This window comes from Nocardia transvalensis NBRC 15921 (assembly GCF_000308875.1).
Lineage (GTDB): Bacteria > Actinomycetota > Actinomycetes > Mycobacteriales > Mycobacteriaceae > Nocardia > Nocardia transvalensis.
The window spans coordinates 152051-165722 of the sequence record NZ_BAGL01000058.1 but is presented as its reverse complement, the minus strand read 5'-3'; the positions used below and the strand labels follow the sequence as shown (position 1 = coordinate 165722).

Annotated in this window: 12 protein-coding genes; 7 read left to right on the top strand and 5 right to left on the bottom strand. The window is 71.3% G+C overall.

Annotated features, from left to right (window positions below; translation table 11 throughout):
* The first annotated feature begins 410 nt into the window (after positions 1-410).
* Complete coding sequence (locus tag ON41_RS19810; RefSeq protein ID WP_083905472.1) at positions 411-1154, top strand: DUF3710 domain-containing protein; 744 nt, start codon at positions 411-413, stop codon at positions 1152-1154.
* Positions 1155-1574: 420 nt separating this feature from the next.
* On the opposite strand, the gene ON41_RS19805 is transcribed toward ON41_RS19810, so the two are convergent.
* Positions 1575-2015 (bottom strand): nuclear transport factor 2 family protein, encoded by a 441-nt coding sequence (locus ON41_RS19805; protein WP_040749145.1) that lies wholly within the window; start codon positions 2013-2015, stop codon positions 1575-1577.
* A 62-nt stretch (positions 2016-2077) separates the two neighbouring features.
* A complete protein-coding gene (locus ON41_RS19800) occupies positions 2078-2794 on the bottom strand; it encodes an alpha/beta fold hydrolase (protein ID WP_040749144.1) in 717 nt (238 codons plus the stop codon).
* Between the two features lie 337 nt (positions 2795-3131).
* On the opposite strand from ON41_RS19800, the gene ON41_RS19795 reads away from it, so the two are divergent.
* The 3 genes from ON41_RS19795 to ON41_RS19785 all read left to right on the top strand — a co-directional run bounded on the left by ON41_RS19795 (position 3132) and on the right by ON41_RS19785 (position 5142).
* On the top strand, positions 3132-3557 hold the full coding sequence (locus ON41_RS19795) for an OB-fold nucleic acid binding domain-containing protein (protein ID WP_246460819.1): 426 nt from the start codon (positions 3132-3134) through the stop codon (positions 3555-3557).
* A gap of 3 nt (positions 3558-3560) precedes the next feature.
* Complete coding sequence (locus tag ON41_RS19790) at positions 3561-4298, top strand: DUF3159 domain-containing protein (RefSeq protein WP_083905468.1); 738 nt, start codon at positions 3561-3563, stop codon at positions 4296-4298.
* Positions 4299-4488: 190 nt separating this feature from the next.
* On the top strand, positions 4489-5142 hold the full coding sequence (locus tag ON41_RS19785; RefSeq protein WP_373281352.1) for a sigma-70 family RNA polymerase sigma factor: 654 nt from the start codon (positions 4489-4491) through the stop codon (positions 5140-5142).
* Between the two features lie 3 nt (positions 5143-5145).
* Here ON41_RS19785 and ON41_RS19780 read toward each other — a convergent pair whose 3' ends face one another.
* Positions 5146-5826 carry a potassium channel family protein gene (locus ON41_RS19780; RefSeq protein ID WP_040749142.1) on the bottom strand — a complete coding sequence of 227 codons (681 nt, stop codon included), beginning with the start codon at positions 5824-5826 and terminating at the stop codon, positions 5146-5148.
* Positions 5823-6494, bottom strand: a complete 672-nt coding sequence (locus ON41_RS19775) for a potassium channel family protein (RefSeq protein WP_040749141.1) — start codon at positions 6492-6494, stop codon at positions 5823-5825. The genes ON41_RS19780 and ON41_RS19775 overlap by 4 nt, the downstream gene beginning before the upstream one ends.
* Positions 6495-6678: 184 nt before the next feature.
* Here ON41_RS19775 and ON41_RS19770 point away from each other — a divergent pair, with 184 nt between their 5' ends.
* Entirely contained in the window at positions 6679-8670 is a 1992-nt protein-coding gene (locus ON41_RS19770; protein WP_040749189.1) for an APC family permease, read from the top strand.
* A complete protein-coding gene (locus tag ON41_RS19765) occupies positions 8667-10025 on the top strand; it encodes a class I SAM-dependent RNA methyltransferase (RefSeq protein WP_051161947.1) in 1359 nt (452 codons plus the stop codon). Before ON41_RS19770 ends, ON41_RS19765 begins: the two co-directional genes overlap by 4 nt.
* 362 nt (positions 10026-10387) lie before the next feature.
* Here ON41_RS19765 and ON41_RS19760 read toward each other — a convergent pair whose 3' ends face one another.
* Positions 10388-11059 (bottom strand): SIMPL domain-containing protein, encoded by a 672-nt coding sequence (locus tag ON41_RS19760; RefSeq protein WP_040749139.1) that lies wholly within the window; start codon positions 11057-11059, stop codon positions 10388-10390.
* Between the two features lie 135 nt (positions 11060-11194).
* Between ON41_RS19760 and dxs the strand changes: the two genes are divergently transcribed.
* Positions 11195-13084 carry a 1-deoxy-D-xylulose-5-phosphate synthase gene (gene dxs / locus ON41_RS19755; RefSeq protein WP_040749138.1) on the top strand — a complete coding sequence of 630 codons (1890 nt, stop codon included), beginning with the start codon at positions 11195-11197 and terminating at the stop codon, positions 13082-13084.
* The last annotated feature ends 588 nt before the right edge of the window (positions 13085-13672 follow it).

The following is a 13672-nucleotide window of genomic DNA, read 5'->3' as shown; positions in this document are numbered from 1 at the left end:
AATACCGGACCGACGAACAGCCCGCCTACCGGACCGGCCAGCAGCCCGCATACCGCACCGGCCAGCAGCCCGCCTACGAGACCGGCGAGCAGCCCGCGTACCGCACTGGCCAGCACGCCGCGTACGAGACCGGTGAGCAGCCTGCGTATCGCACAGGTCAGCAGGCCGCGTACGAGACGGGTGAGCAGCCCGCGTACCGGACCGGTCGACAGGCCGCGTACGAGACCGGTGAGCAGCCCGCGTATCGCACAGGTCAGCAGGCCGCGTACGAAACGGGTGAGCAGCCTGCGTATCGCACAGGTCAGCAGGCCGCGTACGAGACCGGCGAGCAGCCTGCTTACCGGACCGGACAGCAGCCTGCCTACGAGACAGGTGAGCAGCCGGCCTACCGGACCGGTGAGTACGAGGCGTTGCGCGACGAGAAAGAACCCGGCGGCTCCGGCGCTTCGGGTACCGGCCCGTACGACTACGAGGACGTCGCCGAACTGCTGGACAACGTCGCCGACCAGCGCCTGGACCTGGGCTCGGTGATACTGCCGGTGCCCGACGGCGGCCAGCTGCAGGTCGAGATGACGCCCGACGGCACGCCCCAGGCCGTCCACCTCGTCACGCCGCACGGCCGCCTGACCGTGGCGGCCTACGCCGCCCCGAAATCGCCGGGCCAGTGGCGTTCGGTGGTCAACGATCTGCGCGATTCGCTGCGGGCGGACGGCGCGCAGGTGTCCACCCAGACCGGCCCGTGGGGCCGGGAGCTGCACGCCGTGACCCAGGGCGCCGACCTCCGATTCATCGGTGTCGACGGCTACCGCTGGATGCTGCGCCTGGTCGCCGCCGGCGCCTCGGGCGCGGTGGACGAGGGCCAGCCGCTGGTGGAGGCGGCCCGCGCGATAGTCGCCGAGACCGTGGTCCGCCGCGGCGAGGAACCCCTGCCCGTACGCGAACCCCTCCCGGTGGTCCTACCCCAGGAGCTGGCCGACCAGCTCACCGCGGCCCACGAACAGCAGGTGCAAGCCCAGCAGCAGGCCCTGGCCGCCCAAGCCGCCCAAGCCCAGGCCCACGCCACCGGCCAGCACCCGGTAATAGCCCCCGAGCAGCCACCCCAGCCCCGCCGAGGCACCCAAGGCTCCGCCATGCAGCAGCTCGGCCACAACTAGCCCGATCCCGCGCCGGATCCCAGCACGCCTGGGATCCAGCGCTCCGGCTGTCGGCCCCGGCCACAAGCATGCCGGGGCACGGGCGATCCATTCGGCGAACCAACGGCGTGCACCTGAGGGCACGGCAAGCGGGGATTGCGCGCACGCGATATCCGGTTACCGAGTGCATGCGATCTCGGGGACCAGGGCATGTCTAGCCGGGGACTGCGGGCGTGTGATACCAGGTTGTCGAGGTTTGTAGTTCCCGGGACCAGGGCATGACGTGCCGGGGTCTGCGGGCGTGTGATGCCTGGTTGCCGAAGGTGCGATCCCGGGGGCCAGGGATGTTTGGCCGGGGGGCTGGGCGTGCGATGCCGGGTTGGCGAGGGCTGCGATCCAGGGACCAGGGCATGGCATGCCGGGAGTGCGAGGGTGTTGGTGTCAAGCAGGGTGGTCGAATGCTTGGGCTACGGCGAGGGTGTCCTCGTAGACGTGGTGGCGGGTGACCAGGCCTTCGCCGATGGTCAGGTGGAGGGCGAAGCGGGAGCGGTAGGGGCGGCCGGTGGGGCGGGCGGTCTGGCGGATCTCGCCGAGGCCGACGGCGTCCGGGCCGTCTACGAGGATGCGCTCGACCACCGTGCCGACTTCCTCCGGCACATGGTGGTCGGCGATCTCGCGGAAGTGGGCGATCGCGTCGGATCCGGTCGCGCGCAAGCGGATCCACGGCGTGGCGGTCCGGCCGTGCTCGTCGGCGGGCCAGTTCAGCTTCCAGTCGACCTCGGGCGCGTACAGCTCGGCGATGCGTTCCGGATCGCCGGCGCCGATCCGCCGCAACAGTTCCTCGACGACGGAGCGGGTGGTCGGCGATGCGTCGATGCTCATACGGCCACGATGCCGGATGCCGTGCGGCGGGTCGATTACCCGCGAGGTAATACCGTCGGCGCTCAGCGATGCGCCGCTTGGCGACCCGCGAGGCGTGCCAGCCCGCGGTGGCCGACGATCGCCGGATCGGCGCCGAGTTCCGCGAGCGTGATGCGGTGCAGTTCGGACCGCGGGATCAGCCCGGCCCAGCGCTCGGCGACCGTGAGCGGGTGTACCGGATCGTCCACGGCCGTCACGATCGTGGCCGGAACGGACAGTGCCGCAAGGGTTTCCGGGGAAGGCCAGGCGTAGGCGGCGGCCTCCTCCAGGGCGTCGGGCAGGTGCGGCCACTGCGCGGTCCACGACTGCGTCAGCGCCGCGCCGAGCCACGCCGGGCTGCTGTCGCGCATGCGCGCGATCACGGCGTCGAGGCCGTCGGCCCGCAGCTGCGCGGCGGTGGTCGCGGCACTGAGCGACGCCGGTGACGTGCCCGGATCCGATCCGGTCCAGGCGGGGAGCGCGGCGATCACGCCGAACGCGGAATCGCCTCGCGCGCGGGCCCATTCGACGGCGATCGCCGCGCCCAGCGAGATGCCCGCCGCCAGCACCGGCCCCGACCGGGCCGCGGTGTCCAGCGCCGCGCGGCAGCTGGCCACCACCGCCCGCGGATCGGGTTCCACCGCCAGGAACGGGAGATCCAGTGCGGCACAGGCCGGTCCGAAGGCGCGGCGGGCGAAGTCGGCGTCGGATCCGGTACCGGGCAGGGCGACGACGAGCGCCGGGCGGGGAAGATCGGGCACGGCCGAAGCCTACGCGGCGCGAGCGCCGGATCCGGGGAGGGCGGTGCGGGCCGGCCGTGCGTAAGCCTCGCGGACCCGCCCGCGCACGGCGCGAAAACCGGCCTCGCGTCGCGTCCGGCAGCCCGCGCGTGGCGGGTTTCCGGTGAGCTACGCCACGCTCCGCAATCGAGGTGCAAACCCGCCGCGCAGTGGGTACCCACATGACCGTGGGCAGCCTCGCATAGCGGGGGTGAAACCGCCCATCTACAGTTGGCGATATGCGGCCGATCGGGCCGGTCGTGTGGGAAACCCGACGACGTGTGACCCACGCCGTCTGCAGTGCAGGAAGTGTTGCAAGATGCCTCTGACGGGCGGAAACAAGGCAGGATCCGGGGTCGCCGGCCGTAAGGCGGGCCCCGACAGCGGGTACTTCCGGCGCTTGAGCCGCCGGTTGACGGCGGACCTCGATCATCTCGACGCCGAGGAACTGGCCGAGACGTCCGAAGCGTCCGGTGCGTGCCGGGCCGACGAGTGCCGGCGTGGTGAGGAAGTCACCATGCTCGGCAAACTGCGTAGCGTGGAGGCGTGTCCCAAGGCCGCGGGCGCCAATCTGCAGGCCGAATTCTTCGATGGCACGGATGCCGTCACACTGGTGTGGATCGGGCGCCGCCGCATCCCGGGCATCGAGTCGGGACGCCGTATCCTGGTCCGCGGCCGCATCGGAGAGCGCGACGGGGCCAAGGTGATCTTCAATCCCTACTACGAACTACGTGAGAATTCCTGACGCATGCCGATACCCAGCAGCGACGACGCGGCCGAGCGCGCCGGCGTCGTCGACAGCGACCGGGCCGCCGAGCCCGACGAGCGTGACCCCGAGCGCGAGGCGCAGACCCTGCTGGAGCAGATGGGCGGCCTCAGTGGCCTGATCTACTCCACCGTGCCGGTGGTGGTGTTCGTTCCCGCCAACGCGCTGTGGGGGCTGACCGCGGCCATCTGGTCGGCGATGGGTGTGGCCGCGGCCGTCCTGGTGTGGCGTCTGGTGCGCCGCGATCCGATCCAGCCGGCGATCTCCGGATTCATCGGCGTCGGCGTGTGCGCGTTCATCGCCTACCGCATGGGCGCGGCGAAGGGATTCTTCGCCTTCGGCATCTGGACCAGCCTGGTGTACGCCGGGGTGTTCCTGGCGTCGCTGGTGGTGCGCTGGCCGCTGGCCGGGGTGATCTGGGGCGTGCTCAACGGCCACGGCACCGACTGGCGCTCCGATCGCCGCGTCCTGCGGCTCTACGACCTCGCCACCGCCGTGTGGGTGATCGTCTTCGGCGCGCGCTACCTGGTGCAGTCGCGGCTCTACGACGCCGACGCCACCGGCATGCTGGCGGTGGCCCGCATCGCCATGGGCTGGCCGCTGACCGCCGTCGCGCTGCTGGTCACCGTGTGGGCCGTGCGCAAGGCCGGGCATTCGCCGAGCGATACCGCCGCGCGCGGCGGCCGCCACGCCGGCGGGGCCCACGCCCGGCGCGACTGACGCCGCCGCGAGCGCCCGGAATCCGGATGAACCCGGACGCCTTCGCGGCCGAAGTCCCTGATGTGCCCACACCTTTGGGGGCGCTCGGAATGCCCAGGTGGGGATGAACCCACCCCTGGGGTACCTATTTCACGACCCCGGATCATCGCACGATCGTTGATGAGATCAGCGATCGGCGAAAGGATCCGCAGTGGGTACCGAGAACAGCACGCTGGCGTCGCAGGAACGGCCGCGCGGCCGGGGCGCCAGGGCGCCCAAGTCGCCCGCCGCCGGCTCCGAGAGCCGCCGGGCCGCGGCCGAACTGGACCGGCTGATCGGACCCGCCGCCGCGGGCGACAAGCAGGCGGTCACCGAGATCGTCAAGATCGTGCACCCGCTGGTGCGCCGTTACTGCGCGGCCCGCATCGGCGGCGGCGGGCACCTGCACGTCACCGCCGAGGACATCGCCCAGGAGATCTGCCTCGCGACCGTGCAGGCCATCCCGCGCTACCGGGACCAGGGCAAGTCGTTCCTGGCGTTCGTCTACGGCATCTCGGCCAACAAGGTCGCCGACGCCTTCCGCCGCGCCCAGCAGCATCCCGCCTACCCGGTCGCCGAATTCCCGGACGAGCCGTCCACCGCGGCGGGCCCGGAGGAGATGGCGCTGGTGTCCGAGCGCCGCCGCGCCACCCGCGAGCTGATGAAGGTGCTGGCGCCCGCGCACCGCGAGGTGCTGGTGATGCGGATCGTGCTGGGCTGGACGGCGGCGCAGACCGCCGAGGCGATCGGCACCAGCCCCGGCGTGGTGCGAGTCATGCAGCACCGGGCGCTGAACAAGCTGCGCGCCCAGCTGCAGGTGTCCTGAGAATCAGCCCGCGTTCGCGGCGAATCCGTTGACGCCCAACGCCTTCCGAAGGTCGTCCTCGGCCTCGACCGAGGCTACGAACAGCAGTTCGTCGTCACCCTCGAGCGGGTCGTCGGGCTGCGGGACGATCACCCGGCCGCCGCGCAGGATGGTCACCAGGGCGGCGTCGCGGGGCAGGGCCAGGGTGCGCACCGCCTTACCGGCCAGGGGAGTGTCGGCCGGCAGGGTGATCTCGACCAGATTGGCCTGACCCTGGCGCAGCGTCATCAGCCGCACCAGATCCCCGACCGAGACGGCCTCCTCGGCGAGCGAGGCCAGCAGTCGCGGCGTGGACACCGCCACGTCCACGCCCCACGAATTGTCGAACAGCCACTCGTTGCGCGGATCGTTGACCCGGGCCACCACCCGCCGCACGCCGAACTCCGTCTTGGCGAGCAGGCTGAACACCAGATTCGCCTTGTCGTCGCCGGTGGCCGCGATCACCACCTCGTAGTCCTGCAGGCTCGCCTCCTCCAGCAGTTCCAGCTCGCAGGCGTCGCCGTGCACCCAGGTCGCCGGGGGCGCGGCGGTCGGATCGACGTGATCGATGCGGCGCTCGAGCAACATCACCTCGTGCCCGCCCCGGAGTAGTTCCTGGGCGATGGAGCGGCCCACGGCGCCGGCCCCGGCGATCGCTACCTTCACGACTTGTCCTCGCTCGACGGTGGATTGGCGGCCAGCGCGGCGGCCTCGCTGACATGGCCGGAGGTGGCCGCGACATAGATCGTGTCGTCGGCCTGCAGCACGGTCTTGCCGGTCGGCAGGACACCCTGGCCGAACCGGATGAGGAAGGCGACGCGGGTGCCGGTCGCCTCCTCCAGATCTCGCACGGTACGCCCGTACCAGTCCTCGTGCAGGGGCATCTCGGTGACCGCGACGGTGCCGGTGGGGTCGCGCCAGGTGGTGATCTTCTCCTCGCCCACGAGGGCGCGCAGGAACCGGTCGGTCGTCCACGGCACGGTGGCGATCGTCGGGATGCCGAGGCGCTCGTAGACCGCGGCGCGCTTGGCGTCGTAGATGCGCGCCACGACACGCTCGACGCCGAAGGTCTCGCGCGCCACGCGGGCGGCGATGATGTTGGAGTTGTCGCCGGAGGAGACCGCCGCGAAGGCGCCGGCCCGCTCGATTCCCGCACGCCGCAGCACGTCCCGGTCGAAGCCGACGCCGGTGATCCGCTCGCCGTCGAAGTCGCGGCCCAGGCGCAGGAAGGCGCTCGAGTCCCGGTCGATCACGGCCACCTCGTGACCGACCCGGCCGAGGGCGCGCGCGAGCGACGAGCCCACGCGCCCGCACCCCATGATCACTACGTACACCGTGCCAACCCCAATTCCCGAAAACCGTGGTGTGCGGTCTGGTTCCCTGTGGGTGGAACCGTACCCGCCGACCATCACGACAGCCACGTTCCCCCTGCGCCGCCCGGCGAAACCCCGATGTGCTGCGCGAAACCCGGGTATCCGCGCAACGGCGGGGAAACCGGTTCGCCGTATGCTGTGGCGAGTGTCGAAGTTGACGACGGCCGTCAAGCGCATGGTGGTCGGCCGCCCCTTCCGTAGTGATTCGCTGGGTCATACCCTGCTGCCCAAACGGATCGCGCTGCCCGTATTCGCGTCCGACGCGCTGTCGTCGGTGGCCTACGCGCCCGAGGAGATCTTCCTCGTGCTGTCCACGGCGGGCCTGTCGGCGTACGTGTACGCGCCGTGGGTCGGTCTGGCGGTCGCGGCGGTGATGGCGGTCGTGGTGGCCAGCTACCGCCAGAACGTGCACGCCTATCCGTCCGGCGGTGGCGACTACGAGGTGGCCACGGTGAACCTCGGCCCGACAGCGGGGTTGACGGTGGGCAGCGCGCTGCTGGTCGACTACGTGCTGACCGTCGCGGTCTCGATCTCCTCGGCGGCGTCCAACATCGGATCGGCGGTGCCGTTCGTCGACACCCACAAGGTGCTGTTCGCGGTGGTGGCCATCGTCGTGCTCGCGGCGGTGAACCTGCGCGGGGTGCGGGAGTCCGGCACCATGTTCGCGATTCCGACCTACGCGTTCATGATCGGCATGGTCGTCATGCTGGCGTGGGGGTTCCTGCGTATCGAGGTCTTCGGCGACGATGTGCGCGCCGAGTCCTTCGGCTTCGAGGTGCACGGCGCCGATTCCCATCTGCAGGGTCTCGCGTTCGCCTTCCTCATCGCGCGCTCGTTCTCCTCCGGCTGTGCCGCGCTGACCGGTGTCGAGGCCATCAGCAACGGGGTGCCCGCGTTCCGGAAGCCCAAGTCCCGCAATGCCGCCACGACGCTGCTCATGCTCGGCCTGATCGCGATCGTGCTGCTGCTGGGCATCATCCTGCTGGCGCGCCGGATCGGGCTGGTGTACGCGCACAGCTCCGCGGACCTCATCGGGGCCCCGGCCGGATATCAGCAGAAGACGCTGATCGCGCAGCTGGCACACGCCGTCTTCTCCGGCTTCCCGGCCGGGTTCTATTTCCTGACCGTGGTGACGGCGCTGATCCTGGTGCTGGCGGCCAATACCGCGTTCAACGGGTTCCCGGTGCTCGGATCGATTCTGGCGCAGGACCGGTTCCTGCCGCGGCAGTTGCACACGCGCGGCGACCGGCTGGCGTTCAGCAACGGCATCCTGTTCCTCTCCGGCGCCGCGATCGCGTTCGTGGTGCTGTTCGGGGCGGAGGTGACGCGGCTGATCCAGCTGTACATCGTCGGCGTGTTCGTCTCGTTCGTGCTGAGCCAGACCGGCATGCTGCGGCACTGGACGCGGCTGCTGCGCACCGAGACCGACCCGCAGCTGCGACGGCGCATGCAGCGGTCGCGGGTGATCAACGGCATCGGCCTCACCATGACCGCGACCGTGCTGATCATCGTGCTGATCACGAAATTCCTGGCCGGCGCCTGGATCGCGATCGTCACGATGGCGGCCATCTTCGTGCTGATGAAGATGATCCGCCGGCACTACGACTCGGTCTCGCACGAACTCGACGAGCAGACCTGGGACGGCGTGCTGCCCAGCCGCACGCACTCCATCGTGCTGGTGTCCAAGCTGCACCTGCCGACCCGGCGGGCGATCGCCTACGCCCGTGCGACACGCCCGGACATGCTGGAGGCGGTGACCGTCAACGTCGACGAGCCCGATACCCGGCAGCTGGTGCGCGAGTGGGAGAACAGCGATATCCCGGTGCCGCTGAAGGTCATCGAGTCCCCGTACCGCGAGATCACCAAGCCGGTGGTCGACTACGTCAAGCGCGTCCGCCGGGACTCGCCCCGCGACATCGTCACGGTGTTCATCCCCGAGTACGTCGTGGGCCACTGGTGGGAGCAGGTCCTGCACAACCAGAGCGCCCTGCGCCTCAAGGGCCGCCTCCTGTTCGAGCCGGGCGTCATGGTGACCAGCGTCCCGTGGCAACTCAGCTCGTCGTCGGCCAAGGCCGGACGAGCCGGTGTCGAGCACGCGCCGGGCGCGGTGCGGCGCGGGTACGGGGAACGGCAGTGAGCGGCCTCGGCGATCGTGCGAGGAGTGAGAGTGGTTGGGAGGGTGAGGTTTTCGAGGTCCGGTTGGGGGCGTCGGGGCACGGTGGGTTCTGTGTGGCGCGGTACGAGGGCCGGGTGCTGTTCGTGCGGCACGGGCTGCCGGGCGAACTGGTCCGGGCGCTGATCACCGAGGACCGGGGCAAGTCCTTCTGTCGCGCCGACGCGATCGAGATCCTGGAGCCGTCGGCGGATCGCGTGCCCGCGACGTGCCCTGTCTCGGGTCCCGGCGGGGCGGGGTGCTGTGACTTCTCCTTCGCCACACCGCGGGCGCAGCGGGCGCTGAAGGCGGCCGTCGTCGCCGAGCAGTTGCGGCGGGTCGCCGGGTGGGAAACAGAGGTGCAGGTCGAGCCGATACCTGTGGGAGGCAACGTCTTCGGTTCGGACCGTGGTGCTCCCGACGGCCCGGACGCTGCGGCGGGGTCGGCAGACACCGGCGCGTGGCGGACGCGGATCCGGCTGGTCGTCGACAGTCACGGCCGCCCCGGGGTGCACCGGTATCGCAGCACCGATGTACTCGCGGATCTGCGCTGCCCGCAACCGGTTCCGGGCGCGATCGACGGTCTCGCCGAGCGGACCTGGACGCCGGGCGCCGAACTGGTGGTGGCCGTGGACGGCGACGGGATCCGGCACGTGGTCGAACTGGCGCCCACGCGGCAGCAGGCGCGGCGCGGCGGCGACCGGCCCAGCACCGCCGCCCGCCGATCGGCGGCGCACACGGCACGGTCCGAACGCGTCGTGATGGGCAGTGGCCGGGCCGTGCAGTACGTCGCCGGCCGCCGCTGGGAGGTGTCCGCCACCGGATTCTGGCAGCCGCATATCGGTGCGGCGCAATGCTATTCGGATATCGTCGCCGAGTGGGCGGATGCCGCGCCGGGCGCCCTGGCCTGGGATCTCTACAGCGGTGCAGGGGTTTTCGCCGCGCGCCTGGCCGATCAGGTCGGTCCCGGCGGCGCGGTCCGTGGCGTCGAATCCGCGCGATCCGCCGTCGCCGACGGGACGGCCGCCCTGCGCGACCTCCCGCAGGTGGATCTGACGGCCCAGCGCGTGGAACGCTGGCTCGACGACCAGACCGGCCCGCCCCCACAGGTGGTGGTCCTCGATCCGCCCCGCGCGGGTGCGGGCAAGGACGTCGTCGCCGCGCTGGCCTCCCACGCCCCCACCCGCATCGTCCACATCGGTTGCGACCCAGCCTCTTTCGCCCGCGACATCGCCCTCTACCGCACCGCCGGCTACCACCCCACCCACCTCCGAGCCTTCGACGCCTTCCCCACCACCCACCACATCGAAGCCCTAGCCCTCCTCGAACCCACCCACTGACCCCGGCCTTGTCGAGTGGGCCTGCTGCTGACTCCGGCCTTGCCGAGGTGGGACCTGCCACTGACTCCGGCCTTGCCGAGGTCCGGTCGGCCCGCTGATTCCGGCTTGCCGACGTCGGGCCTGCCGCTGACCCCCGGCCATGTTGAGGTCGGGGCCGCCACTGACATCGGCATGGCCGAGGCCGGGCTCTCCCACGTAATTCCGGCCCCAGCGGCGTTGAATTCGACCACTGACACCGGCCCTTGCGTCGTCGGGGCACCACTGACAGCGGAGATGTCGACGTCGGGCCCCACTGGTTCCGGCCATGCGGAGGTCTGGGTCGGCCGGTATCGGCGGGCGGGCGCGGTGTAGGGCGGGTGTGGCTAGTCGAGGAGCCAGGTGGCGCGGAGGGTGGCGGAGAGTTGGGATTCGCCGTATTCGACGGGGACGGGGGCGGCGGGGGCTGCCATGGCCAGTTTGAAGTCGGCGCGGGGGAGCGGGGACGGGGCGGCCGTGGTGTTCTCTGTGATCTCGAGGACGGAACCGAGAGTGCGGGCGGCCCGGGCGGCGTACTGGGTGGCCTTGGCGTGGGCGTCGGCCCAGGCCGCGTCGCGGGCCTCGGCGGCGAGGGCCTCGGTATCGGCGAAGGTGAGGGTGAGGCCGCCGAGCCGGACGTCGTCGCCGCCCGCCTCGACCGCGTGTGCGACGACCGTCGCGGGATCCGGATGGCCGACGTCCACACGGTCCGTGCGCAGCGACACCGTCAACTCCGTAGTAGCGACGTAACCGGTGATGCGGGAGCCGGTGCCCTCGGTCCAGGTCGTCTCGGTGCGGACCGACAGCCCGCTGGTGCCGATATCGGCCGAGCCCACCCCGTCGGCGCGCAGGGCGCCGGTCACGGCGGCGGTGCGGGTCCCGGCCTGGCCGTAGGCGAGGGCGACGGTGCTCGCGCGCGTCTCGATGGAGATCGAGACCCGCATGAGGTCCGGTGTGCCGGTGGCGGTGCCGTGCCCGAAGGTGGTCACCGTGGCGGGGTGGTGTCGATCGTCGGTCATCCGGACCTCCAGAAGGGTTGGGGCGCAGCGTGGCGGACGGGTGGGAGTAGGGGGTGGGTCACGTCGGAACTCAGGGGTCTGGACGGCTCCGTAGACTGTCTGAAACAGACGAGCCATCCAGAGGGAGTAATAGCGGTGGGAGTTCTTTCCCGGGTCGATACGCCCGAGGACCTGCGCCGGCTGACGGTACCGGAGCTCGAGGAGCTGGCCGAGGAGATTCGCGAGTTCCTGGTCCGCAAAGTCGCGGTCACGGGCGGTCACCTGGGACCGAACCTCGGTGTGGTGGAGCTGACGATCGCGCTGCACCGGATCTTCGACTCGCCGGCCGACCCGATCATCTTCGACACCGGTCACCAGGCGTACGTGCACAAGATCCTCACCGGGCGCCAGGACGGATTCGACACGCTGCGCAAACGCGGCGGCCTGTCCGGCTACCCGAGCCGCTCGGAGAGCGCGCACGACTGGGTGGAGTCCTCGCACGCCTCGGCCTCGCTGTCCTACGCCGACGGCCTCGCCAAGGCGTTCGCGCTGACCAAGCAGCAGCGGCACGTGGTCGCGGTGGTCGGCGACGGCGCGCTCACCGGCGGCATGTGCTGGGAGGCGCTGAACAACATCGCCGCCGGGCAGGACCGCTCCCTCATCGTGGTCGTCAACGACAACGGACGCTCGTACTCGCCCACCATCGGCGGCCTGGCCGACCGGCTCACCGCGCTGCGCATGCAGCCCGCCTACGAGCAGGCCCTCGACGCCACCAAGCGGTTCGTGCAGGGCATCCCGCGCGTCGGCGGGTCGGCGTACTCGATGCTGCACGCGCTGAAGGCCGGCATCAAGGACGCGGTGGCGCCCCAGGAGCTGTTCAGCGACCTCGGCATGAAGTACGTCGGCCCGGTCGACGGGCACGACACGGTCGCCCTGGAGGCGGCGCTGCGGCGCGCCAAGGACTTCGGCGGCCCGGCCATCGTGCACGTGGTGACGCAGAAGGGCCGCGGCTACCAGCCCGCCGAGGACCACGAGGCCGACCAGATGCATTCGATCGGCGCGATCAATCCGGAGACGGGGCAGCCGCGCGCCGGTAAGACCGTCGGCTGGACGTCGGTCTTCTCCGACGAGCTGATCCGCCAGGGCGAACAGCGTGACGACGTGGTGGCGATCACCGCCGCGATGCCCGGCCCCACCGGCCTCACCCCGTTCGGTAAGCGCTTCCCGGAGCGCATGTTCGACGTGGGCATCGCCGAACAGCACGCGGTGACCTCCGCGGCGGGCCTGGCCCTGGGCGGGATGCATCCCGTGGTGGCGATCTACTCCACCTTCCTCAACCGCGCCTTCGATCAGCTGCTGATGGATGTGGCGCTGCTGCGTCTCCCGGTCACCCTCGTCCTCGACCGCGCCGGCATCACCGGCGAGGACGGCGCCAGCCACAACGGCATGTGGGATCTGTCGGTGCTGGGCATCGTGCCCGGCATCCGGGTCGCTGCCCCGCGCGACGCGGCGACCCTGCGCGAGGAACTCGCCGAGGCGCTCGCGGTCCAGGACGGGCCGACCGCCCTGCGCTTCCCGAAGGGCGCCGTCCCCGACGACGTGTCGGCGGTGGAGCGCCTGGACGGCGTGGACGTGCTGCGGATGCCGGAGGGCGGCACCGCGCAGACCGTGCGCGGCGACGTGCTGCTGGTCGCGGTGGGCGCGTTCGCCCAGACCGCCGTGCAGGCCGCCGATCTGCTGACGGCCGAAGGGATTTCGGTCACGGTGGTGGACCCGCGCTGGGTGCTGCCCGTCTCCGACACGGTGATGAAGCTGGCCGAGAACTACCGGCTGGTCGTGACCGTCGAGGACGGCGGTACGCACGGCGGCGTCGGCTGCACCCTCTCGTCGCGGCTGCGCGCGGCCGGTATGGACGTGCCGACCCGGGATCTCGGTGTGCCGCAGCAGTTCCTCGACCACAGCTCGCGCGCCCAGGTCCACCAGGATCTGGGCCTCACCCCGGACGATATCGCCCGGCGTGTCACGGGGTGGCTCGCCGGGGTCTGAGCCGGCTCCCAGCTTTCTATCGGTTTCCTAACCGTTCTCCGGCGATGCCCGAGAACCGCGCCCATATCGTCGGCGGCGTCGCAGGAAACCGAGGGTGATCCCTCGCCCGAGAGAGCAGGAGTACGCCCATGCCGCTGTTCACCAGCCGCCGCCTCGTAGCCGCCGGACTCGCGGGAGCTGGCGCGACCGTCGTCCTGGCGTTGCCCGCCCTAGCCGCCGCCCAGCCCCCGTTCGACTCCGGCTCCGCAGGCATGGACGGGCAGGGCCCGGTGCTGGTGTCTCCAGATGGGCAGGACCCGATACTCGTGTCGCCGGACGGCCAAGGCCCCGGGGTTATGGGCCCCGATGAGCGGGGTCCGGTGATCGTGTCTCCGGATGGGCGCGGGCCGGTGATTGTGACTCCGGGCGAGCCGGGGCCGGATGTTGCGCTGCCTGTGCCTCCCGGTGCGCGTCCGGGGCCGCCCGTGCAGTGTGAGCGGATTCCCGGGGACGGGGGTCCGGAGCGACCGCGCATCTTGTTCCACCGCGACGGGCCGGGCGGGCCCGGCGGGACTCTGAAATTCCGCTGTGAGCGGCCGTAGCGGGTAC

Bases quoted from the DNA above. Each gene is read 5' to 3' on its own strand.
- ON41_RS19805 (WP_040749145.1), bottom strand. From the start codon at position 2,015: ATGAGCATCGACGCATCGCCGACCACCCGCTCCGTCGTCGAGGAACTG.
- ON41_RS19795 (WP_246460819.1), top strand. From the start codon at position 3,132: ATGCCTCTGACGGGCGGAAACAAGGCAGGATCCGGGGTCGCCGGCCGT.
- ON41_RS19790 (WP_083905468.1), top strand. From the start codon at position 3,561: ATGCCGATACCCAGCAGCGACGACGCGGCCGAGCGCGCCGGCGTCGTC.
- ON41_RS19760 (WP_040749139.1), bottom strand. From the start codon at position 11,059: ATGACCGACGATCGACACCACCCCGCCACGGTGACCACCTTCGGGCAC.